Genomic DNA, 23664 nt, shown 5'->3' on the forward strand with positions numbered 1-23664 from the left:
CGTGGCTGATATCACCCTGGCGGGTGAACAGGGTTTACTGGTCACGTTCACCGGGGCACCCACACCCGAGACCAGCCGCCGTATCATAGCGCTCGCTGATTTTATTGAAGCCCGCTTTCCGACAGGCATCAATGATGTTGTGCCCAGCTACACGACCCTCGGTGTCTTTTTTGAACCCGCAGCGCTGACCCGACCAACCGTCATGCACGAAATCCGGGAGTGGCTGGAACGACCCCTATCAACAGGTTCCAGTCCCGCTATTGAGACCACACTACCCGTTTATTACGGCACCGAGGTCGCTCCTGATCTCGTGACGATTGCTGAAAGAACCGGTCTCACCCCAGACGAAATTGTTCAATTACACACCCGTGAACGCTACCACGCGTATGCCAACGGATTTGCACCCGGTTTTTGCTATCTGGGACATCTCAATCCGCGGCTGTCCCAGCCCAGACGTTCCACACCCCGCGCCCGGGTACCCAAGGGATCTGTCGCCATCGCAGACCGCCAGACCGCCGTGTACCCCGTTGACTCTCCGGGTGGATGGCATCTCATCGGACGCTGCCCCCTACCCCTTTTCAACCCGGAATCTCGCACACCCAACCTGATATCGGTCGGCACCTTCGTACGCTTCAAAGCGATAGAGCGAAGCGAATTCCTCGATCTCGGTGGTTCGCTTGAGTGAGTGGTTGATCGAGACCGTGTCCACACCCTGCACACTGCAGGATGCGGGGCGCCAACACTCATTACGACTGGGGCTGAGCCCGGGAGGTGCGGTGGACCCTCCGGCCTACCGCTTGGGTCAGCGCCTGGTCGGAAACTCAAAAGACGAAGCGGCCCTGGAAACCTGCTACGGATCTATCGCGCTCACAGCGGATGGACCCTGTACTGTGGCGGTAACCGGGCCTGACACCCCGGTACTGGTCGATGGCGATAACATCGGTATCAATCGGGGGTTCCAGCTCGAAGCGGGCCAGCGACTGGAGCTACCGCCGCCGAGTCGGGGGGTCTACCACTATATCGCGGTCAAAGACGGATTCGATGTACCCGCGGTTTTTGGCAGCCACAGTACAGTTGTCCGCGAGGGTCTGGGCGGGCTTGCCGGTCGAGCGCTGGTCGCCGGCGATCGATTGATCCTGCGAACCGGATCTCCCGCCCCATTGCTGTGCTACCCGACCGTATCGCGCCGTGACGAATCACGGATACTCACGCTGCGATTTATCCCCTGCTTTCAGTTCGACCAGTTTCCAGAAGCGACCCGCAGACTGTTCAATACTGGATCCTTCAGCGTGACCGCCAGTGCCAATAGAATGGGAATAAAGCTCAGCGGAGACCCGCTCATAACCGGTATCGAAAAGTTATACTCCGAAACCACCTGTCTTGGCGCCATACAAATCCCGCCCGAGGGGAATCCTATTGTTCTTCTCAATGACCGACAGACTGTGGGCGGCTATCCCAAGGCGGGGGCAGTAATCTCATCCGACTGTGTTCGGCTGGCGCAGGCCCGGCCGGGGCAGCAGGTTCGCTTCCAGCCCGTCACAGAGACCGAAGCTGATAGGATTCGCTGGTTGAACGATAACTTTGAGAGAGAGCGCATGCTCAAACCCGTAACGACACCGGGGCAAACCATTGCCCATGACTGACGCCGAAATCAGTCGATTCAGTGACCAGATCGAAGCGCTACTGGTTAATCGAAATCCGCGCGGAATGTCGGGCGTCCGCGATGCGCTGAAACCGGGTTACGTCGCCCGTGCGGCCCGTCGTCTGCTCGATGCAGACAAGGAAATACTCATTGCAACCGGCTTTCCCGTAGCCAACACCTTCGAAACCGATGGCCCCGCGGGGGCCATTGCGCTTTACGATTTCTGCCTGCAAGGTGGCGGGAGACCCGTACTCATGGCCGGTGCGCCACTCATCAACGCGATTGGTGCGGACCGGGCAACCCACATCATCAACGGTTTTTCGCAAGCCGACGCCGATCGCGAGGCCGAACGCTTTTTTGCAAAACATTCACCCTCGCTAATGATTGTTATCGAGCGACCCGGCGCCGCTGCTGACGGCCATTACTACAATATTACGGGCAAAGACATCAGCGCGGAGGTGCGTCCTTTTGAGCCCTGGGTCGACCGCGCGCCCTGCCCCGTTATTGCTATCGGCGATGGCGGTAACGAAATTGGTATGGGTAGCGCAGGAAAGGTCCTCGAAACCCTCAATATTCGGCCGGCGGTTTCCACCTGTGATGAGCTGGTGGTCGCCGACGTATCCAACTGGGGCGCGTATGCAATCATCGCCATGGCGCAGAAACTCAGTGACATTGAGCATCATTGGAGCATTCAACCGCGACGATTGCTCGGCATGTTGAGCGCTGCCGGGAGCGTTGACGGTGTCACCCACCAAAATACGCTGACCGAGGACGGACTTGATTGCAGCGAATGTGAAGACCTTCTGGATAAAATTCATCACGTGCTTTTTGCACCAACACCGACGGACGGGTAGCACCAGTGACAACCGCTTTTGTAAATGGGGATTTTTTACCGCTCGAGTCAGCGGCCATCTCGCCGATGGACCGGGGTTTCCTGTTTGGTGATGGTATCTATGAGGTCATTCCCTGCCGCGAGGGCCGCATGATGGCATTTACGCGGCATATGTCTCGATTACAGGACGGTCTCGATGCCATAAACATCGATAACCCCATGACAACCGACGACTGGCATACCTGCCTCGAAAAACTTCGAAGATCAGCTGCCGCCGATGACTGCGCCATCTATTTGCAGGTCACTCGCGGGCCCGCCTCTACCCGTAACCACAAGTATCCGGCCACATCCGAGCCAACTGTCTTCGCCTATAGCTATTCGATACCGGCTGCCAGCGACGGCGCCCCCTCGACTGCCACCGGCTTACGGGTGATCACCGGCCGGGATCGTCGCTGGCAGCGCTGCAACATAAAATCAGTTTCCCTGCTGGGTAATGTGCTACACCTCATGGAGGGTGTTGAGGCCGGTGTCGAGGAAATCCTTTTGTTCAACGACAGAGACGAACTCACAGAAGCCGCCGCGTGCAATGTGTTCATCACTGATGGCGATCGAGTCATCACACCACCCCTGGACCACCAAAAGTTACCGGGAATTACACGCAGCGTATTAATTGATCTTATGCGTCGAGACGGCGGGTGGAACATCGAGGAAGCCATTATCACCCGCCAACAGGTGCGACGAGCAGACGAGGTATGGCTGACCAGTGCCACAAAAGATATTGCACCCGTGATAGAGGTCGACAATCGATCTGTGGGTGACGGCACCCCCGGGCCACTCTGGTCAAAGGCCCAGACGCTGTTGTATCGGCATCGCTTCGATCTGGATTAGGCAAACGGAAAATCATGTCAAGACCCACCCTGTTATCGATAGATCTCGATGCCCTGGTTCACAACGCGAAATTGTGTCAATCGCTGGCGGCCCCCAGTCGCTTCATGGCGGTGATCAAAGCGGATGCCTATGGGCATGGCGCCGTACCGTGCGCACGGGCACTACGCGGCATTGCCGACGCCTTCGCGGTCGCCCTTGTTGAGGAAGCGGTAGAACTGCGCGCGGCAGGAATATCCGAACCTATCCTGGTGATGGAAGGCCTGTTCTCTGCCGACGATATGCGCCACATTGTTGAGCATAAGCTGTGGCCGGTTATCCATAGCCGGCATCAATTGGACTACCTATCACCTGAACACCATGGCACGCCGCTGTGGCTGAAAATTGATACCGGTATGCATCGCCTTGGTATAGAGCCCGAAAAGTTACCTCAGATGCTGAGCCGGATTCGCGAGCTGGGTTTCTCGGATATCACTCTCATGTCCCATCTCGGGGATGCAGAGAATCCGGATACGGCATTAAGCCAGCGTCAGATCGACGCCTGGCAGAACATCACCGGCCAACATTCCAGCGTCACCAGCCTGTGTAACTCAGCGGCGGTCGCGCAGCGGTCGGTGCCGGAGTCCAGCTGGGTTCGTGCCGGCTACATGCTCTATGGTGGGCAGACCACTCCGAATCCACTGCCTCTAAAGCCGGTCATGTCTTTCCAGTCGGCGGTTATGGCCCTGAGGACAATCGCTGCGGGCGAGACCGTGGGCTATGGGGGACGCTGGTGTGCACAGAGACCCAGCGTTATCGCCACCGTCGCTGCGGGCTATGCCGATGGATACCCGCGATCCGCCGAGGATGGTACGCCGGTTAACATCGGCGGAGAAATAGCGCCCCTGGTCGGCCGCGTTTCCATGGATATGGTCACCGTAGATGTCACCGACCTCCCCGGGGTAAAGATAGGTACCCCGGCCCTATTGTGGGGGGCAAGTCCTACCATCGATGATGTCGCCAATAGGGCCGGTACCATCGGCTATGAGCTGACTGCGAGGATGCCGCCACGAACCCCGCGGACCTACGGGTAAACGACCGCACTCGTGCGCCGAGGCCACAATCACCGTGATAAAGTGGCTACCGGGGATTGCAGAGCCGTAATTCGAGGCACGGTATGTGGCTGTTTATTTACTACTCAATTCAAGGGATGACCCATTGTGGCGCCATATCGATCGAAACCCCTCGCTGAAGGCGACTTACTTGCCGCCATCGATCTTGGCAGTAACTCCTTTCACCTCATTGTTGCCCGTGTTGAGCACGGGGAAGTTCGTCCGGTGCATACCCTCGCCGAGCGCGTCCAACTCGGTGCGGGGCTAAAGAAATCGAAACTCGATTCTGATGCCATAGCCCGGGGACTCGCCTGTCTCGCGCGATTCGGCCAATTGCTGGACAGTGTCGAGCCGCGACGTATCAGAGTGGTCGGTACCAATGCCCTGCGTCAGGCGAAAAACTATCGATCGTTTACCGAGCCCGCCGCCAAACTACTGGGGGTTCCTGTCGATGTTGTCTACGGTCGCGAAGAAGCGCGCCTGGTCTATCTGGGCGTCGCCCATACCCTCGCCGATGACGAACATTCGCGGCTTGTTATTGATATTGGTGGTGGTAGTACGGAATTCATCGTTGGGCAGCGATTTGAACCCATTCGTTTGCAAAGTCTGCAACTCGGTTGCGTCAGCTATACCCAGCGTTTTTTCCCCAAGGGCGTCATCAGCAAACAACACTTCAAAAACGCCTATGACCAGGCGCGCCTCGAGGTTTCTCATATCAGAAAGCAATTCGACGCGCGGCACTGGAAAGAGTGCGTAGGTTCGTCGGGAACACTGCAGGCGATCGAGGCGCTCGCAAAGAGCTCCGGGCTGACCAGCGGAGGAATCGACAGCGCGGCACTGAAGGCGTTGCGAAAGGCCCTGTTGGGTTTTGAAACCATGGCCGACATAAAGCTTGAAGGGTTGAGTGAAAAACGCAGGGATGTCATTGCCGCCGGTGTCGCCATCACTCAGGCAATATTTGACGGACTGGATATTGATCAGATGCGTACGTCAAGTGGCGCACTTCGTGAGGGCGTCATCTACGATCTCATGGGGAGATTAAGCCACGAAGATGTGCGTGAACGCTCGATAGCAGCAATGCTGCAACGCTATAAATCCGACGAAACGGTCGCGGAGCTGGTCTCGCGACGGGTGGGCTATCTTGCCGAGCGCGTACAGGACGCCTGGAAACTCAGTGATGCCAATATCGAGCTACTGCGCTGGGCGGGTCGTAGCCATGAGATTGGGATTGCGATTGCACAGAAACACTATCATCGGCACTCGGCTTATTTGCTGCTGAACTCAGATCTGCCCGGTTTCTCACAGAATGAGCAGGAGATAATGGCGACGCTCGTAAAGGGACTCCAGGGAAAAATTCGGGACGATCTGCTGGAAGACATTCCGAAGAATGAGCGCGAAAAAATATCGCGCATGATTGCGCTCCTGCGATTGGCGGTGGTTTTCAAATATGTTGAATCCCTGGTGACGCTACCCGACTTTTCCGTTGAGGTCAGCGATAATACACTGACCCTCACCTTCCCTGACGGCTGGCACGATCTGCACCCGCTGACCACCTGGGAGATCAAGGAGAGCGAAGCGGCAATGAAAAAGCTAGGCGTTAAATTAAAATTGGCCTAATGACAGCGAACCTTCCCCGTACCACAATCACCGTCACCAATACCCTCGAATGTCCTGTAGCCACCGATTGCGACTGGAACTGGAAATGAAGTATCGGCCTTTTTTTATGTTGCTCACCGCTCTACTTGCATCTTTGGTGCAGGCAGAGTCCAGCAATTCTGAAGAGCCACGGGCAGTTATCCTGCTCATCGGTGATGGCCTGGGGCCCCAGCAACTCACCATGGCCCGCAATTACCTCACCGGGAGTGCCGGACAGCTACTGGTGGATACCGCACCGGTCTATGCCTCCATTCAGATTGAGACCGAGGCAGCCGATGGCACGCCGCTCTATGTTCCCGACTCCGCCAATACCGGCACCGCCATGGCCTCGGGTGTTGTGACCAATATCAACCATGTGGGCGTAAGACCCGACGGCACCCCGGTCACCTCGATTATTGAGGCCGCCTCACGTGCCGGTTATCGCACCGGCATCATTACCACCGCCGCAGTGACCGATGCCACCCCGGCGACTTTCCTCGCTCACATCTCGCATGACGACTGTGAAAATCCAGCGGTCATTCTTGGCGGCACTGTCTATGGAAGGCACTTCCCGGGCTGCCCCGAAGAAGCCACCGAAAATGGCGGGCCGGGGTCAACCGCGGAGCAAATCGCAAAGTCCCCGGTTGACCTGTTGCTTGGCGGTGGACGAGTGCATTTTTTACCCACCATTGCCGGTAGTAACCAGCGCGTGAGGGATGCAGCCTCCGAAAATGGCTTTCTGGTAGTCGACCGACTTGGGCAGTTGGACGCGCTCACCCCGGGACAACGTGCACTGGGCTTATTGGCAAAGGAAAATCTAAAGGTCCGAATGCGCGGCTCCGGTAGCCGCAAGGCCGAACCCGTGACACTCACGGATCCGTCCAATCCTAATGCGCCTGTTATTCTTCCACCGCCGATGAGCTGCGAACCCAATCCCGAATTTGGTGATACACCCACACTACGGCAAATGACCGCAACAGCGTTGCGACTGCTCTCGGCCGAGAATCCAAAAGGCTTTTTCCTCATGGTGGAATCCGCCTCAATCGACAAACAAAGCCATCAACGTAATCCCTGCGGCGCCATCGGCGAAGTCCAGCAGCTCGAAGAGGCACTGGCTGAGGCTCTGAAGTTTACCGAGTCCCATCCTCGAACCTTGATACTGGTCACAGCCGACCACTCCCACGGCGTACAAATCGTGCCCGAACCGAGTGCCTACGGTGGTGGCGCCGCAGAGGGCGTGCATTCCCCCGGGAAAATTGCCCGTCTCAAGACCCCGGAAGGCGGGCTGATGCGGCTCAACTATGGCGTCAATAATTATGCGGTGACCGAACACACGGGAGCCAACGTAGCCCTTTTCGGTAATGCCGAGGCCAAGGGCCTCGTAACACCGTATATGCGCCAACGTGAGATTCACACGGTCATGATGCGTTATCTGTCGCTGGCCCCTCAACCGACATCGTCAAATACCCATGAGTAATCCCATGCAACTGAACAGTATTAATGGCAGGACCGTTTCAAAGCTGTGCCTCGGCACCATGACCTGGGGCCAGCAAAACTCCGAGGCAGACGCCCACGCGCAAATTGAATACGCGCTCGACAATGGCATCAATTTTATGGATACCGCAGAGATGTATGCGGTACCACCGACTCCGGAAACACAGGGACTGACCGAGCAGTACATTGGAACCTGGTTTAAAAAAACGGGCCGGCGGGACGACTGGATACTCGCCACCAAAGCCGCGGGGCCGAGTGAGCATATGGCTTATCTTCGGGGCGGTCCTCGCCATACCCGTGAGCATCTTGAGGCGGCTGTCGATGCCTCACTGCAACGCCTGCAAACCGAGACCATCGACCTTTATCAACTGCACTGGCCCGATCGACATACCAATACCTTCGGACAGCTCGAGTATGTTCACCAGGAGGCAGATGAGACCCCTGTTGAGGATACGCTGCGCGCACTGGAGTCATTGGTTAACGCCGGAAAAATTCGTGCCGTAGGACTTTCGAACGAGACGCCGTGGGGCATCATGTCGTTTTTGCGAGAGTCCGAGAAGCACGGCTTGCCACATGTGCAAAGCGTACAGAACGCCTACTCCCTGCTCAATCGAGTCTTTGAAATCGGTCACGCGGAGATTGCACACCGAGAAAACGTGGGGCTACTGGCCTATTCCCCCCTGGCCATGGGCCTGCTAACCGGCAAGTACCGCAACGGCGCCAAACCGGAAGGGTCGAGGCTCGCGTTATTCGAGCGCTTCGTCCGCTACGGCAGCGAGCAGGCCATGGAAGCCGCGGACGCCTATTGTGATTTGGCGGAGCAACATGGGCTGCTGCCCGAACAAATGGCCCTCGCCTTCGTCAGTTCGCGACCTTTTGTTCTCTCCAATATTATTGGCGCCACCACGCTGGATCAGCTGGCGAGAAACATCGGCAGCAGTACCCTAAGTTTGGACGACGAGGTCATCAACGGTATCGAAGCCATCCACCGCAGGTTGACCAATCCAGCCCCCTGATGGGCTGGAGCGCCATGTGCTACAGATTGACCCAGCTGTTTAAGGAACGAAGCCTGAAGTCAACGCCGCCCCAGTTCAATATCGCGCTGTCGGTTAGAATTTCCTTGACCAGAAAGCCCTTCACCCGCTGTCCTTCAGCAACCGTTTGTCCGTTAATAACCAGCGAGGAGGTACCATCGGACCGGTAGTCATGAAGCGTGTATAGCACTGAAGGTATCTTGTCTTTCTGTTGCTGCGAGAGATCCTCAAGTAAGGGAACGGGATGCGGGGCCAGTGTGGGTCTGCCGAGCTCGCCCTGCGCTTTTCGCAGTATCGCCTCAAGGTCTATGGGCGATTCCTCGGTCTCACCGCTTGGCGGGGATGTGTCGCCGGCGACCTGAGCGACGTCTCTGCCCGTTAACTCCTCATCGGGCGTATCGACGACGCGCCCGGCAGTTGATGCCACCGTTTCACCCGCCTCGATTGATCCCTCCTCCCGATACAGCGCAGCAATCGCAGACGAGTTGCCGGTGCGTTCCGAGGAGTCCGGCGTGGGTAGCACCGGCGCTATTGCTTTCGGGATTACCTCAGGGGTATTCGCGTTATCCGCACCGGGATCCCGGGCATTGCGATCCAACCCGGGCGCCTGACCCTGTGCTGTGCCTGCCGATAGAGCCGGCTGAATTGATGAGGATGGCGAAGTTGACTGCGGTAGTACAGCGGGCGGCCTACTCGCCGACTCACTGGAGACCAAAGGTACCGGTGCGACACTCCGGGAAGACCAAAACACCCAGACGCCCAACGCCAGTAACAGCACGACCAGAATCGCGATGAGCCACAGGGGTACCTGAACCCCCGCGGGCGATAATCGGGGTACCTGATGCTCGGTATCCACAGAGGGCATGAGTTCATTGTTGTTGGCATCCTGACGGCGCTTACGCTGCAGTGCATCGAGAATCATTGACACAGGCCTACCCCTCGCCCTTTACGCGTTCAAAACGCGCTCTGGCAAGATCGCCAGTGGCCATACGGCCCAGCCGCTGGTTGAGTCGCATCATCGTTGCCGCCCCAACCACACCGTCGGCAGCGAGGCCCTCACTGCGCTGGAAAAGCCTCACCCTCGCTTCAAGTCGTTGATTGAAACGCGTCTCCGCAAGCGGGGTCGCCTGATCGTCGAGCTCAGCGAAATCCCGAGCGACGAGCGTCACCACCGGCGATTCATCCCCGAGACCCACAGGGCCTGACCAGTCCTCGGGGGGCTGCCATAACCAGAGATAACCGCCCTGCCAGCGTGATGCGAGCGAAACCAATGCCACGCGCACAAGAGCATCACCGGCAACCACCGTTGCCTGATCATCATGAAAGGCCAGGACAACCGTTGCTGCACTGAATCGATCCGGGGTCTGCATGTCGAGCAGAACCGGCCGGTTGGCACCTCGCAGAGCATCCCAGGTAGACGCACGATCTCTGACACACTGCATACCCGTGGTGATCCGCTCGCTACAGACATCCTGCACCGGAGGCGCGTCGGTGTGCAGTTGCCAGAAAATGGACTCGGCTTGTGCACGCGGGAGTAACCAGGGCTCGATCGAGGGGCCCACTGTCGCCGCATCGGCTGCTATCGAGGATGTCTGGGGTGCAACAACGACAGGGTTGGAATTACCCGGACTGGATACCGGTGGCGACTCCGAAACCATGCGTCGATCCTGAGTATAAAAGAGCCCGACAAGAACGAGCCCCAGCAGCACCATGATCGTGACCGCCAACATCGCAGTCCCCGGGAGTCTTCCACTTCGTTGCGCCGCTCCAAAAGCCTCGTTTGCCGCATCAGTCACAAGACGCTTATCGACCCGTGAGGCTCCCCGGCCATAGGCGCCAAGCAAGGCCCGGTCGCACAGCAGGTTGATGCGACGGGGAATACCGTCGGTTTGCCTGTGAATCTGACGAACCACCGATGGCGGGAACAATGCCTCGCCACCCGAAAGCCCGGCGACGCTCAGTCTGTGCGCAATGTAGGCTCCGGTTTCATCAGGATTCAATGGCCTGAGTTCGTAACGCGCCGTAATACGCTGGTTCAGTTGCCGCAGCTCCGGGCGACCCAGTTTCGCCGTCAGCTCGGGCTGCCCGATAAGAATAATCTGCAGTAACTTCTGCTCGTCGGTCTCGAGATTCGTGAGCAGGCGAATCTGCTCGAGCACGTCGAAATCGAGGTGTTGCGCCTCATCGATCATTAACACCGTGCGCCGACCGGCACTGTGATTTTGCAGCAGGAAATGATGCAGGGCATCGGTCAACTGCTTGAGACTGGGCGCGCTCGAGGGGTAGTCGACATCAAGCTCATCGCAGACCGTGGCCAATAGTTCCACCGCACTTAATGCGGGATTGAGTACGATAGCGAGGTCGGTATTCTCCGGCAGTTGCGCGATCAGGCAGCGATTAATCGTCGTCTTGCCCGTACCGACTTCACCGGTCAGCAGAATAAAGCCGCCGCCGCTGCCAACGCCATACAACAGGTGCGCGAGAGCGTCACGATGTCGTGGACTCATAAACAGGTATTTCGGATTTACCGAGATTGAAAACGGCGCTTCCGCAAGCCCGAAGTGCTGGTAATACATTGGCGGCTCATCAATAGCGTTGCCCGGATTATGCACTGTCGCCGACAGCGGAGCTATCAAGGCTTACGTATACTCCGACAACATACTTGAGCGAACAAAAAACATACTGTATGTTCAAATTTAATTGTATCCAGTTCATCGCTCATTTCGGAGATGTTTCATGGCGTTGCCCCCCGTACTCAGCCAGAACCTGCGGCTGCCCGTTGTCGGGTCACCACTGTTCATTATTTCCAATCCTGACCTTGTTATCGCCCAGTGCAAGGCGGGCATTGTCGGCGCCTTCCCCGCATTAAACGCCCGGCCGGAGCCTGTGCTCGAAGAATGGCTGGTGCGCATTACCACCGAGCTCGATGCCTACAATCAGGCAAACCCCAACCAACCCGCGGCACCCTTTGCGGTCAACCAGATCGTGCATGGCTCCAATCAACGGCTCCAGCATGACCTCGAAATGTGTGTGAAATACAAAGTGCCGATTGTTATCACCTCCCTGGGGGCCAAAGAATTTGTGAATGAGGCCATTCACAGTTACGGGGGGATTGTTCTTCACGACATCATCAACAATCGATTCGCTAAAAAGGCCATCGAGAAAGGCGCCGATGGGCTGATCGCTGTTGCCGCCGGCGCCGGCGGTCATGCGGGGACACAATCCCCTTTCGCGCTGATTCAGGAGATTCGCGAGTGGTTCGACGGCCCGGTGCTACTGTCCGGATCGATCGCCAATGGCGCAGCCGTACTCGCCGCGCAAGCCATGGGGGCGGATCTGGCCTACATCGGCTCTGCCTTTATCGCCACCGACGAGGCGAACGCGGACGCCGCCTACAAACAGGCTATCGTCGACTACAACGCCGACGATATTATTTACAGCAGCCTCTTCACCGGTGTGCACGGGAATTATCTCAAGCCCTCGATCATTGCAGCCGGTCTCGACCCTGACAACCTGCCTGAAAGCGACCCCACGAAAATGGATTTCGGCTCCGGTGGTGATACCGATTCGAAAGCCTGGAAGGATATTTGGGGCTGCGGCCAGGGCATCGGTGCGGTCCACAAAACGGGCCCTGCTGCCGAATACATCGCCCGCCTGAAGAGCGAATATGCGGCGGCTCGAGACCGCTTAATGGCCTCCTAACCAGCGACTAATCTCTCCGCCGCGGCTTTGCGTATAGAGGGGGCTTATTCACAAAAGGTCCACAATGAATCCCTTCTTTTGCAGTATCGCCATCGCAGTGGTCACCCTGATCCTGGCAGCACCGGTTTCGTTGGCCGATGGGGTCGATGAGGCCGATCGGCCGGTGCTCCCTCTTTTCGAGCTACCCACCCTCACCAACTCATCGGCAACCACGATAGGCAGCGAAGATCTCAGCGGCAAAGTGGTCTACATCGACTTCTGGGCCTCCTGGTGCGGCCCCTGTCGACTGTCGCTACCGGCGTTGGACGCGCTCTACCGCGAACTCAAGGATCAGGGCTTCGAAGCGCTCGCCATAAGCGTCGATGTCGTCGAAGAGGACGCCCTCGACTTTTTCGAACGCTACCCCATCTCCTATCCGGCAGTGATCGATAAATCGGGTGATGTCGCCAAACGCTTTGCCGTCAACGGTATGCCTTCGGGCTATCTTGTGGATCGCGACGGCCGCGTGGTGTCGGTGCATGTCGGTTTCCGCAGGGGTGACGAAGCGGCGCTTCGGGAAGAGATTCTTGGTGTGTTGGCGACACCGCCATCAAAGCACTAGCCTGTACCGCTTCACTCCACCCGAGCAAAACGAGTCTCTGAATATCATGGCCGACATTCTTTATTTTGATGGGCAGTGTCCGTTGTGCAAGCGCGAGATGGCAAAACTCGCCAGCGTAAAAGATGATCAATTGATACTGCAGGATATCCACGCACTATCTGACTCCGCTGGTTTACCCGACAAAGACACCCTGCTTAAAGTGCTGCATATGAAACGCGGTGACGCCTTCCTGACCGGCATCGATGCCAATCTGGCCGCCTGGGAGCACACGTCCTGGCTGCCAATTTGGCGGCTTCTGAAACTGCCGCTGATTTATTCGTTCACGCGATGGGTTTACGACGTCTGGGCCCGACAGCGCTTCAGCCGACTCTACGGCACTTCCTGCCAGCTTGATAACAACCGCTGATGCACCTTGATAAAGAAGCGCTGGACGCCCATGAGTCCCGATGGCGCGCGCAGTTGATTAACGCGGTGGCCGGCTTCAAACCAGTCAATCTGATCGGCACGATTGACGATCAGGGTCGGACCAACCTCGCCATCATTACCTCGGTCGTCCACCTCGGCGCCAACCCTCCGCTATTGGGCATGGTTATTCGTCCCAGCCCAAAAGGCGTTGAACGGCACACCCTGAACAATATTCTCGATACCGGGGCATTCAGCGTCAATGCCGTTACCGAGGACATGGTTCCACAGGCGCACCAGACCTCGGCACGGTATTCCGGCGAGACCTCTGAATTTGAGGCCACGGGATTGACACCCCGCTGGATCGACGGACGTAGAGAGCCTTTTGTCGCCGAGTCGCCGCTGCAGATAGGTCTGTCGTTGCTTGAGCACCTGCCTTTAAAACACAATGGCACCCACTTTATTATTGGCAACATCGACTGCATCGACATTCCCGATAACGCTGTCGCTGACGATGGAACCGTAGATCTTGGCGCGCTTCGACTCGTCACCGCCTGCGGGCTGGATACTTATCATTCGGTGGGTTCGGGTACACGCTTTGCCTATGCCAAACCCGACCAACCTCCAAGACCTATTTGAAAGATGCGCTACTTGGAACTTCAACCTCAAGGGTTGCGACAGTTGCCCAACCCTCTCTGTTCCCATCGTTGATCTTCTCTGACACGCCCCGCTTTACCCTCTACACCAACCGCCTCAAAACCGAACACTCCGCAGGGGTGACAATCCCTGATTGCATGGCCTCCTACCCACGCAGCTACCTTGAGTATCGAAAAATCCACAGGTTGTACTCGATGCATCGTTGGCTCAGGCGGCTCCAACCCACACGCGGTACTGTAATTGCTTTGAATCTGTTGCAATTAAGCAGTAGCTGGAGCCCCAATGGGTGGTCATCGACAGGGGCTAAACGTCGCTAACCGAGGTATGAGAAGATAGTCGGTCAATCGGGCTTGAATGAACCGCAGTTGCAGAGGAGATTACGCCATGAATTACTCCATGAATAAGACCATCTTGCATCGAAGACACCCCACCTTTAACCGGGGATTGGCCCGGCAATCGGGTCGTACGCTGCTACCAGCCATCATTGGCATTGTTTTGATCGGTGGCGCACTGATTTGGGGATTTACCCAGGACGAACCTGTGGTCTCAGAACCAGCCGAGGTTTCAGTAGCCGAACCGATCACTGCCACTGACATTACACCCGCCGCCCCCGCAGAACCCGAAGATACAGCGGCAGAAGCGTCTGTACCCATGACGCCCGCTATCCCGCCGACTGAGGGACCCGTGGAAGAAGAGGCCGATAGCGGCCCGCTGCCCCCAGAAGCCGCTGAAGTGGCGATCAAGGAAGCCTATGCCGCGCTCTCGGCACCACCGGCGGTGGATCAGTTTATGGCTTCCGATTTTGCCATCGACCGCGGTGTCGCTGTTATCGATAATCTGCGGATTGGCAATGTGCCTTACAAACTCATTCCCATCGGTCGACCCAAAGCCGCTTTTCCGATCGAGGAATCTAACGGCGTCACCACTATGGATCCCGAAGGCTTTTCCCGCTATCAGAACCTCGCGGGGCTTATTGAGAATATTGATACCGAAGCCTTTGTCGACCTCTATCGACAATTTGAGGCCGAAATTGGGCAGGCCTATGGACTGCTTGGTTATCAACCCGAGGATCTGGAGAACTCGATTCTCTACGCCCTCGAGTTGATCATTAGCGCCCCGGCCGCTCGACCCAATGCTGAGTTGGTCAAGCGGGAAGCGGTCTACGTTTATGTCGATGAAACCCTGGAAAACTTACCGCCGCTGCAAAAACAGATCATGCGAATGGGCGATGACAACGCTGAAGTGATCAAACAAAAAGCGGAAGCGTTCCGGGAAGCGCTTTCTACGCCCTGATCGGGTGGGCGATCCCACAGAAGCAGCCCTTTACTGCTTCAGGTACTGAGTGGGTAGCAGATATTGATTAGGGACTGACCGCGGTGATCGATCTCTGTTACGGGGAACGCTCCGGCTCCATCAATCGACGTCGAGCAATGACATGAAGTGCTCCGCTTCAAATCCGCGGTACTGCATGAACCGAGCCCGACGGCCCCGCTCCTTGAACGTGGCTTCGGGTTCATCCCTGTGAAGCGGTTCGTCGCGATACTTTTTTTTGTAGACCGTGAATGCCTGATCGAACCAATCGACATCGATCTGGGCTCGCTCAAGTACGCTGTCAAGTTCGGCATCAACCCCACGCGCCTGCAACTCCTGGACGATTCGCCGGGGGCCCATGCCCCGTTCGATCATCTGACGGGTCAGAGATTCTGCAAAGCGCGTATCACTCAGTAAATCCTCGGAGACCAATCGCTCAAGCGCCTCATCGATGAGGCCCGCATCCAGCAAGCGACGGGCATAGCGACGATGCAGCTTGCGCCTCAGCTCATCGACGCCATGTTCCCGTCTGGCGAGCAGGTCCATGGCTGAACGACGGACATCGGCGCCGGTAATCCGCTTTTCTTCCATAAGCCAGCGCGGAGGTTACTCCCCGGCAGCAGCCTCTTTGGTCTCCACTTCGCCGGCGTCCTCGGACTCGGATTCCGGTACGACTGCGAGAGGCACACCCATCATTTGATGGCGAATCTGGTTTTCAATCTCGTCGCCAATACGGGGGTTCTCCTGTAAAAAGCGCGCTGCATTGGCCTTACCCTGGCCAATCTTGTCGCCCTTGTAGGCATACCACGCCCCTGATTTATCCACCAGGTTCAGCTTCACGCCCCAATCGATCACCTCGCCCAGGCGATAAATACCCGCGCCATACATGATTTGGAACTCCGCCTGCTTGAAGGGTGGCGACACCTTGTTCTTCACCACTTTCACCCGGGTCTCATTGCCGATGACTTCGTCACCGTCCTTGACCGCGCCAATGCGACGGATATCCAACCGTACCGAGGAGTAAAACTTGAGCGCATTACCACCGGTCGTGGTCTCGGGGCTGCCGAACATAACGCCGATTTTCATGCGGATCTGGTTGATGAAAATTACCAGGCAGTTGGTCTGCTTGATCGCCCCGGTCAGTTTGCGCATTGCCTGACTCAGTAGACGCGCCTGAAGGCCGACGTGGGAATCGCCCATCTCGCCCTCGATTTCGGCTTTTGGCGTGAGTGCGGCGACCGAATCGATCACCAATACATCGACGGCACCGGAGCGCACCAGCATCTCGGACACCTCCAGTGCCTGCTCTCCCGTATCCGGCTGCGACATGATCAGGTCATCGACCTGAACCCCCAGCTTTTCGGCGTACTGAGGGTCAAGCGCGTGCTCGGCGTCGACGAAGGCCGCTGTACCCCCCGCTTTTTGCGCCTCGGCAATCACCTGCAGTGTCAGTGTGGTCTTGCCGGAGGACTCGGGTCCATAAATCTCACAAATCCGACCCTTGGGCAGGCCGCCAATGCCGAGTGCAATGTCCAGCCCCAGGGAACCGGTCGAGATCGAGGGAATGGCGACGCGCTCCTGATCCCCCATGCGCATCACGGTGCCTTTACCGAATTGACGCTCTATCTGGGAAAGTGCGGCATCGAGTGCCTTCTGCTTGTTCGGGTCCATGATTGGGCTCCTGCGGGTGGTTGAAAAGTACTGTATGGATGATCAGTAAAAATCGATCGCGATGCAAGTGATTCTAGCCTTCAAAACCGACTATTTGTGATCGGAAGGAGATGGTATGTCGCATGAGACGACATGTTTTACCGCCGGCGGCGCCCTGACGCCGTCAAACCGACGCTAACCGGCGGCGATGACGTTGGGGTCGCTGGTGGGCAACTCGGAACTGTCGCGGTTGCGCACCGCTTCAGCAATCCGGTAGAGCGGGTCTTTAAGCATCTCGCGGAGAACGTCGGACGCCTTGATGGTGTCCAGTGCTTTCTCCATACACAGCAGCCACTGGTCACGCTCGTCCGGTCCAATCCGGTAGGCCGCGTGGGGTTCGGTCAGGCAAACCGTGCCGGTAATCTGGTGATACACCGGCGGACCGCCCAGCCAACCCGTGAGATAAGCGCAGAACTTGGAACGAATCTTGGTCAGGTCATCGCCGTGCATGGCGCGTATACCCTCTGCTTCGGGCAGTGACTCCATCGCATCGTAGAATGCGTCCGCCAGCGCCCGGATACCGTCATCACCCAAAATTTCATAAGGGGTATTGGGGACGTCAGACATAAATGGGGCCTCTAAAAATAAACATCAACAATCGATAGTGTACATCCTGCCAGGCCTATCCCGTCAGTAAATGGCGGTTTAAACCGTGCCCAGTAGGTTTATAAACGACACGGCGAAATCGCATCGCCCTCGAAACCCGCATCGCTCAAGTACGGCGGGATCGATTCGCCGAGCACGAGAGCAGCCGCGAGGTCGGCGAGCGCGGGCGCGGTCTGAATACCGTGCCCACCCTGCCCGGCCATCCAGAAAAAGCCCTCAACCTGCGGATCAAAGCCCACTACTGGAGTGCGATCCGCCACAAAACTGCGCAGCCCCGCCCAGCTGTGTGACACCGCCCTGACGTCAAGGTCAAGCGCCTGTTGCAGGTAATCCACCGCGATGGCGATGTCGAGCTCGTCGGGCTGTGCGTCACAGGGCGGGCCGGGAATCTCGTCCGCGGGGGACACCATGATCTTGCCGGCTTCGGGTTTGAAATAAAAACCCGCGTCCTGCACCAGGACCATTGGCCAGTCAGCAACATCGCAGTTATCTGGGGGGTCGACCAGCACGGCGGTTCGACGCAGCGGATTCAGACCGATCGGATCACACCCCGCCATGGCGCCCAGTTGATCCGCCCAGGCACCGGCGGCATTGACGATCACACGCGCGGTAATGGATCCGGTTGCGGTCTCGATTTCCCATAGCTCGTTTATTCGTCGCAGGTTACTGACACCGGCCCCGGTGCGCACCACACCATTGTGCGCCTTCAGAAGTCGTAAATACCCCTGATGCAGCGCGTGAACATCAATATCGTGGGCGTCGCTCTCGTAGAGTGCAGCGCTCGTGTAAGGCTCACGAACCATCGGTATCCGACCTGTAATAAAGTCTTGGCCGACCCGGGAAACATCAAAGCCATAATGTTGTAGATGGCTGTAGGTGGTCTCCAGCGACGCGTATGCGTCTTCGTTGTATAGAGTCAGCACTCCACGCTGATTCAGTAGAGAGGGCACTTCAAACACCTCGGGGGGGCTACAAAGAAAATCCCGACTGGTTTGCGTCAGGATCCTGAGCACATCGTTTTCTGCACTCAGCGAGGCCACAAAGGCCGCAGCGGAACGCCCTGTCGAGTGATACCCCGGATGATCCTCTGACTCCAACAGCACCACGCGGGCATTTTCACTGCAGCGGCTGGCAACCGACGCACCGGCCATGCCACCACCGATGACAGCGATATCAAACACCCCGTTGGTCAAACCGGGCGTACTCCCTTAGCATTTGTGAAAAAAGACATGTCACGTTCCCCCGATCGTTGATCGTTGAACCTATAACCTGCTGCCCGTCGAAACCAGCGCTCGTCTGCACCAACAGCACGCTTGATCAAAGGCTACGCCGCCTGATCGCCATCCTGCTGTTCATCAATCACGGCGTAAAACAGACAGTCGCTCTCGGCAATCGCCGCATTGGTCGTGATCATAAACAGTCTCAGGGTGCTGGCCGGAAACAACTGCCCACCCTCGTCGCGAACCAATCGGGCCACTGCACAGCTACCGGCAGCATCCTGGGCTCGAAACACGGACTCTGGGGTACCTGCAAGCCATCCCAATGGCGTATCCGGGGATACGGTACCAAAGTTATGGTGCTCAATATCGGCGCGCAGCGTCACATCGTAGCCGGGCTTTGGCGATTCATGGTAGGCCACGGTAACTCCGCTCTGCAGCTCCAGTCGGATGGGCGCCCCAAATACCTCCAGGCCCCAGTCGGTTTTCCCTTCGGGCGCCAACACGCGATCGGCGGTCGCGAACCGGAACAAGCCCTCAATCGCCAATGCATGGGCTTCATCATCGAGCCGGCCGCCGACTTCAACGGTCACGGTGGGGCAGCTATCGTCACTGATCTCCATCAGCGCCCCCAGATTGAGGTGCGACAACACGAGACGGCGGGTAAAAATAGAAATCAGGGCATCATGCTGGCGGTCGAGATGGGTGCAGACACCGAAGGCCGGCCCAGAACCGGACGTATTGTGGATATCGATGACCGCTTCGGGCGAGTACACTTCAAGTAGTGACAGAATATCCTGCGCCAGCAGGCCCTGCTCGTCATCAAAAGGACCCTTGAAGCAGCGATTAAGATCACGCGCTCTGGGTAGCATGCGATGACTGAACTGGGGTGGTGTCAGGGCCGCATGCACCGACGCCACAATGAAGAGCAGATTGACCGCGGGTCGCTTTCCACTCAGCAACCACTCGCGCAACGCGAAGACCCCTGAGGGCTCATTACCATGGAGCAAGGTCACGACGGCGCGTGTCCGCCGGGCATCGACACCGGAAAAAAATAAGGCCGTAGGTCCGCCCAGGGCCTCCAGCATGGCGACCGCATCCTGCCCCGCTATCGATTCATCCGGGTCACTGATTAGACGAAAACGCTGCACGCGGATTGCCCCCTAGGATTGATGGTTGGGTAGCGGCCATTCGGCCACCGGTGTATTGCTGGCGCTGAGTTCACGATAGCGCTCCAGCATGGATTTCAATGCCCGCGTTTTACTGTAGCGCTTACCCATGAGTTGGCCCAGGCATTGTCGCTGCCAGTCGGCACCATTCATGCGGGCAGCAAGTCGGCGCTCTATCACACCGAGGTAGCGATCCCGTTCCGATTGCGAAACACCCAGAGCAGCCAGCCCGTCATCAGCACTGGGTAGCAGCTGCGCTATGACGTCGACCACCGAGGCCTCCTCGAGTCCGTATTGTCCCCGACGCGGCCACACCAGCCGGGAGGACAATCCGTATTGTGCCGCTCTGTAAAAATTGTACTCGGCGTAATGGAACGGAATGGCGGGTAGCAGCGACTCCATCTCATCAGCCAGGCTGGTGGAAACACCGATCAAAAAGGCGGCACCGGCCACCATATCGATCGCCGTGGGTCCGGCAGGCATGGCGCGCATTTCGATCCGTAAGTGTCCGCCCGCCACATGATCATAAACTGGCCGATTCCATAGCCAGACGGTACTGAGATGCAATCGAAGCTCGGCAAGCTCGGGGGCTTCTGCGGCACCAGCACGCTCGCTGCTCGGCTCGCAAACCGGCAGCAGCGGCGAATACAGGCGTACCATCTGCTCAAACAATTCGTGGGGATCGCCGCGACACCAACCGTGCCCAAAGCTCACCCGAGCAGGCTCATGCCAGCCATAGGGATCAACATGACGCGTATCAATGGACTGCTTAAATAGTGGTATGCGGGTCTCGTCCCAGAGCTGATGCCCGAACAGGCCGGGGCTATTGGCGCCGATGGCCAACGCGAGGGGCGTCGCCAACTGAATGGCATTAAAACGGTTCGCGTAGTCCTCGGGCGCCACCCGCTGATGGACCTGAAAAGAGGTATTCGCGCCCTCCAGCGTAATATTATCAACCTTCATCTTCAGCGGCTCGGCGCCGTCAATATCGATTTCAAACTGCCCGCCCCGCAATCGGACGAGCTCGCCCAGAAGCGCGTAATAGCGCTCCTTTGGCGTAATGCAGGCCTCGGTGAGATCGTCCATGGTCAGGGTAGGCAGGATTCCGATCGGCACAATGCGCGCGTCGGCCGCAGCAGCACACCGGTCGAGCTGATGCACCTTTTTAAGCATTTCCTGCTCGGTCGCCCGAAAGGCGCTTTCAGCCAGAAGGTGCGGCGTTAAATTGTATTCGAGGTTGTATTTATTGAGCTCGAGAGTCAATTGCGGATCCGCGGCCGCCTCGAGTAAGCGCTGATTGATATGCGAGGGATTGCCCTCGGCATCGATAATATAAAGCTCGAGCTCGGCGCCAATACTCTGGGGACCCACGCCAAATTCGGGTTGCGCCAGCAAATCGCTCAGATCATCGAGCTGTGTCTGTAAGCGTTCACGAAATAGCGCGGCATCGCGTTGATCGCGATGAGACTCGCTGATGTCTCTACCCACAGACTGGCCCCGACTGTTCATGCTACCCAGCCATCATAAACCTCACGTTTTATCGGTAACAAATGATTTGTGGCTGCACGCCGAAGCACGTCAATCAGAAGGTTAGTTTCGATCAATCACGGTGTTGCCTATAACCGGATCGCGCACAACCGAGACTGGTGGTGCAAAAAGATGGCATTTAGCCAGTGGCCGCTTCGGGACCACGAAGCGAAACGCCATGTCAGTGATAAAAACCGCGGGGCAACCAAGGATCGAGAGGCGTTTTAGCGTTAGTATAGATCGCTGCAACTTTGGACCGACATCACTTCTTATTACAGCCAGAGGAAAATACATGGCAGCCATCAACATACCGTGTACCCATACCGGAAGCCTGCCCCGCACCGATCAACTGATTCAACTGATGTTTGCCGCGGCCGACGGTATTCCGGTGGATCCGAACGCCATGGATAGCGCCATCCATGATGCTATTACCAGCGTCGTCCAGCGACAGGTCGATGCCGGGGTGAGCATTATCAATGACGGAGAAATGTCCAAGCCCTCCTATGCAACCTATGTCCAGGATCGGCTTGCCGGCTTTAACGGCGAAGCGGTACAAAACTACTTTTTTGAAGACCTGCAGGACTTTCCGAGAAGCGCCGAGGCGGTTGCGGGAAACCCGGGCCGCCGCAAACGAAAGGCCCCGAGCTGTACCGGCGAAATCACCGTGGTCAATGGCCAGGCCGCAATCGATGACATGGTCGCCCTGCGCAAGGCGGCGAGCGATTGTGGTCACGACGAGATATTCACCAGTGCCGCTTCACCCGGAGTTATATCGCTGTTTTTTTTCAATGAGTACTACGACAGTCATGAAGCCTACGTCTTCGCCATTGCCGAAGCCATGCGCCATGAATATGAAGCCATCGCCAACGCGGGCGCCACCGTTCAGCTCGACTGCCCCGATCTCGCTATGGGACGCCACTCCGCGTATGCCGAGATGGACCTCGATACCTTCCGCAAGACAATTGCCATCAATATCGAGGCCTTGAACCACGCCGTCAGAAACATCCCGGAAGATCAGCTGCGTATGCATCTCTGCTGGGGTAACTACCCCGGCCCGCACAATCACGACGTTCCCATTAGCGACATTATTGATCTGGTCTGGACCGCCAAACCCCAGACTGTTCTGATCGAGGGCGCCAACTCCCGACACGCCCACGAATGGGCTGTGCTTGAGGAACTCGGCGTGCCCTCCAACAAAAAACTCTGCCCAGGCGTTATCGAGCCCCAGTCAAACTACATCGAGCACCCCGAGTTGATAGCGCAACGCCTCGAGCGATGGGCTCGGGTGGTCGACCCGGATCGTTTGATGGCCGGGGTCGATTGCGGCTTCTCGGTTCACGTGGGAAGCCACAGTATCGACCCGGACGTGGCATTCGCCAAACTGGCCTCACTGGCCGAAGGGTGCGAATTGGTATCGAAGCGGCTTTGAAGCGGTCTTTACTAGCGCAAAGTGATACCCCATGAAGTCTTCCGAGTACCTCAGCACACTGGAAAAAGGCCTTCGAGTCCTGACCTGCTTTTCCCGGGAACAACCGCAGATGTCACTCACTGAGGTGGCCAGGGCGACCGACCTGAGCCCGGCGGTTGCCCGCCGGTGCCTGATTACATTGAATGAACTCGGGTATGTCGGAAAGGATGGCAACCAGTATTTGCTGAAACCCCGGGTACTGGAAATTTCGACAGCCTTCACCGAAAGCTTCAATATCGACAACATTGTTCGGCCAGCACTGCAGACCCTGCGAGAGGAAACCGGTGACAGCGCCTCACTGGCAACGCTTCAGGGCAGCGACGTGCTTTATATCTGCCACGCATCGGCCTATAGGGTGATTCGCCTGCAAGCCACCACTGGCACCCGGTTTCCCGCGCTGGTGACTTCCCTGGGGCGCGCCATTCTTTCCGCCAAGACGCCGGGAGAGATCGACGCCCATATCTACAAGCATCCCGTGACAAAGCGAACCGACAAGACCATTACCGACAGCACAGCGCTGAAAGCGGAAATCACCAAAGCCCAGGTCAACGGATACGCCGTAGTCAGTGACGAGCTGGATTACGGCATCACGTCAATCGCGTGTCCGGTCGTCCTGAGCGGAGGACGAGTCGTCGGGGCCGTTAACTGTTCAGCCGCTACCGGCAGGGTCGATCCGGCGAC

The 23664-nt window shown here is 57.4% G+C and carries 23 protein-coding genes; 15 read left to right on the forward strand and 8 right to left on the reverse strand.

The annotated features are described in order from the left end of the window. The first annotated feature begins 1 nt into the window (after position 1). The 8 genes from pxpB to NOR51B_RS12950 all read left to right on the forward strand — a co-directional run bounded on the left by pxpB (position 2) and on the right by NOR51B_RS12950 (position 8595). Positions 2 to 685, forward strand: coding sequence for a 5-oxoprolinase subunit PxpB (gene pxpB, locus NOR51B_RS12915; protein WP_009020639.1), 684 nt, complete (start codon positions 2 to 4; stop codon positions 683 to 685). Next, a complete protein-coding gene (locus NOR51B_RS12920) occupies positions 678 to 1643 on the forward strand; it encodes a 5-oxoprolinase subunit C family protein (protein ID WP_195891502.1) in 966 nt (321 codons plus the stop codon). The genes pxpB and NOR51B_RS12920 overlap by 8 nt, the downstream gene beginning before the upstream one ends. Next, positions 1636 to 2496, forward strand: coding sequence for a glutamate cyclase domain-containing protein (locus tag NOR51B_RS12925; RefSeq protein WP_009020185.1), 861 nt, complete (start codon positions 1636 to 1638; stop codon positions 2494 to 2496). The genes NOR51B_RS12920 and NOR51B_RS12925 overlap by 8 nt, the downstream gene beginning before the upstream one ends. Before the next feature lie 5 nt (positions 2497 to 2501). Beyond that, on the forward strand, positions 2502 to 3362 hold the full coding sequence (locus NOR51B_RS12930) for an aminotransferase class IV (RefSeq protein WP_009020361.1): 861 nt from the start codon (positions 2502 to 2504) through the stop codon (positions 3360 to 3362). Between the two features lie 14 nt (positions 3363 to 3376). After that, positions 3377 to 4432: an alanine racemase gene (gene alr, locus NOR51B_RS12935; RefSeq protein ID WP_009019980.1), complete on the forward strand. Its 1056-nt coding sequence runs from the start codon at positions 3377 to 3379 to the stop codon at positions 4430 to 4432. 126 nt (positions 4433 to 4558) lie between these two features. After that, positions 4559 to 6067 carry a Ppx/GppA phosphatase family protein gene (locus NOR51B_RS12940; RefSeq protein ID WP_009018957.1) on the forward strand — a complete coding sequence of 503 codons (1509 nt, stop codon included), beginning with the start codon at positions 4559 to 4561 and terminating at the stop codon, positions 6065 to 6067. 85 nt (positions 6068 to 6152) lie between these two features. After that, positions 6153 to 7562 (forward strand): alkaline phosphatase, encoded by a 1410-nt coding sequence (locus NOR51B_RS12945; protein WP_050759488.1) that lies wholly within the window; start codon positions 6153 to 6155, stop codon positions 7560 to 7562. 4 nt (positions 7563 to 7566) lie between these two features. Then, positions 7567 to 8595, forward strand: a complete 1029-nt coding sequence (locus NOR51B_RS12950) for an NADP(H)-dependent aldo-keto reductase (RefSeq protein WP_009021471.1) — start codon at positions 7567 to 7569, stop codon at positions 8593 to 8595. A gap of 19 nt (positions 8596 to 8614) precedes the next feature. Here the strand turns inward: NOR51B_RS12950 and NOR51B_RS12955 are convergent, their stop codons facing one another. Beyond that, the gene (locus NOR51B_RS12955; RefSeq protein WP_009019608.1) at positions 8615 to 9535 is read right to left on the reverse strand and encodes a general secretion pathway protein GspB; all 921 of its coding nucleotides are present in this window, start codon (positions 9533 to 9535) and stop codon (positions 8615 to 8617) included. A gap of 10 nt (positions 9536 to 9545) precedes the next feature. Continuing rightward, positions 9546 to 11249 carry an ExeA family protein gene (locus tag NOR51B_RS12960; RefSeq protein WP_230198470.1) on the reverse strand — a complete coding sequence of 568 codons (1704 nt, stop codon included), beginning with the start codon at positions 11247 to 11249 and terminating at the stop codon, positions 9546 to 9548. Positions 11250 to 11349: 100 nt separating this feature from the next. Between NOR51B_RS12960 and NOR51B_RS12965 the strand changes: the two genes are divergently transcribed. The 5 genes from NOR51B_RS12965 to NOR51B_RS12985 all read left to right on the forward strand — a co-directional run bounded on the left by NOR51B_RS12965 (position 11350) and on the right by NOR51B_RS12985 (position 15268). After that, positions 11350 to 12315 carry an NAD(P)H-dependent flavin oxidoreductase gene (locus tag NOR51B_RS12965; protein ID WP_009020152.1) on the forward strand — a complete coding sequence of 322 codons (966 nt, stop codon included), beginning with the start codon at positions 11350 to 11352 and terminating at the stop codon, positions 12313 to 12315. Between the two features lie 64 nt (positions 12316 to 12379). Then, positions 12380 to 12916 (forward strand): TlpA disulfide reductase family protein, encoded by a 537-nt coding sequence (locus tag NOR51B_RS12970; RefSeq protein ID WP_009020007.1) that lies wholly within the window; start codon positions 12380 to 12382, stop codon positions 12914 to 12916. Positions 12917 to 12962: 46 nt separating this feature from the next. After that, on the forward strand, positions 12963 to 13322 hold the full coding sequence (locus NOR51B_RS12975) for a thiol-disulfide oxidoreductase DCC family protein (protein ID WP_009019541.1): 360 nt from the start codon (positions 12963 to 12965) through the stop codon (positions 13320 to 13322). Next, positions 13322 to 13957 (forward strand): flavin reductase family protein, encoded by a 636-nt coding sequence (locus tag NOR51B_RS12980; protein ID WP_009020755.1) that lies wholly within the window; start codon positions 13322 to 13324, stop codon positions 13955 to 13957. The genes NOR51B_RS12975 and NOR51B_RS12980 overlap by 1 nt, the downstream gene beginning before the upstream one ends. A 402-nt stretch (positions 13958 to 14359) precedes the next feature. After that, positions 14360 to 15268: a DUF3014 domain-containing protein gene (locus tag NOR51B_RS12985; protein WP_040482123.1), complete on the forward strand. Its 909-nt coding sequence runs from the start codon at positions 14360 to 14362 to the stop codon at positions 15266 to 15268. 120 nt (positions 15269 to 15388) lie between these two features. On the opposite strand, the gene NOR51B_RS12990 is transcribed toward NOR51B_RS12985, so the two are convergent. From NOR51B_RS12990 to NOR51B_RS13015, 6 genes are all read right to left on the reverse strand, one after another. Then, positions 15389 to 15877 (reverse strand): regulatory protein RecX, encoded by a 489-nt coding sequence (locus NOR51B_RS12990; protein WP_009020349.1) that lies wholly within the window; start codon positions 15875 to 15877, stop codon positions 15389 to 15391. 15 nt (positions 15878 to 15892) lie between these two features. After that, positions 15893 to 16957 (reverse strand): recombinase RecA, encoded by a 1065-nt coding sequence (recA, locus tag NOR51B_RS12995; RefSeq protein WP_009021561.1) that lies wholly within the window; start codon positions 16955 to 16957, stop codon positions 15893 to 15895. A 174-nt stretch (positions 16958 to 17131) separates the two neighbouring features. Next, complete coding sequence (locus NOR51B_RS13000) at positions 17132 to 17563, reverse strand: group II truncated hemoglobin (protein WP_009019930.1); 432 nt, start codon at positions 17561 to 17563, stop codon at positions 17132 to 17134. 98 nt (positions 17564 to 17661) lie between these two features. After that, complete coding sequence (locus NOR51B_RS13005) at positions 17662 to 18795, reverse strand: NAD(P)/FAD-dependent oxidoreductase (protein ID WP_230198471.1); 1134 nt, start codon at positions 18793 to 18795, stop codon at positions 17662 to 17664. A 131-nt stretch (positions 18796 to 18926) separates the two neighbouring features. Further along, entirely contained in the window at positions 18927 to 19970 is a 1044-nt protein-coding gene (locus NOR51B_RS13010) for a M14 family metallopeptidase (protein ID WP_009021426.1), read from the reverse strand. A 12-nt stretch (positions 19971 to 19982) separates the two neighbouring features. Continuing rightward, entirely contained in the window at positions 19983 to 21497 is a 1515-nt protein-coding gene (locus NOR51B_RS13015) for a glutamate--cysteine ligase family protein (protein WP_009019227.1), read from the reverse strand. 310 nt (positions 21498 to 21807) lie between these two features. Here NOR51B_RS13015 and NOR51B_RS13020 point away from each other — a divergent pair, with 310 nt between their 5' ends. Together NOR51B_RS13020 and NOR51B_RS13025 are read left to right on the forward strand one after the other, a co-directional pair. After that, positions 21808 to 22944, forward strand: a complete 1137-nt coding sequence (locus NOR51B_RS13020) for a cobalamin-independent methionine synthase II family protein (protein ID WP_009020330.1) — start codon at positions 21808 to 21810, stop codon at positions 22942 to 22944. 31 nt (positions 22945 to 22975) lie between these two features. Next, on the forward strand, positions 22976 to 23664 hold a 689-nt coding region (locus NOR51B_RS13025; protein WP_050759489.1), incomplete at its 3' end, for an IclR family transcriptional regulator domain-containing protein.

It is taken from the genome of Luminiphilus syltensis NOR5-1B (assembly GCF_000158175.1).
Classification (GTDB): Bacteria; Pseudomonadota; Gammaproteobacteria; order Pseudomonadales; family Halieaceae; genus Luminiphilus; species Luminiphilus syltensis.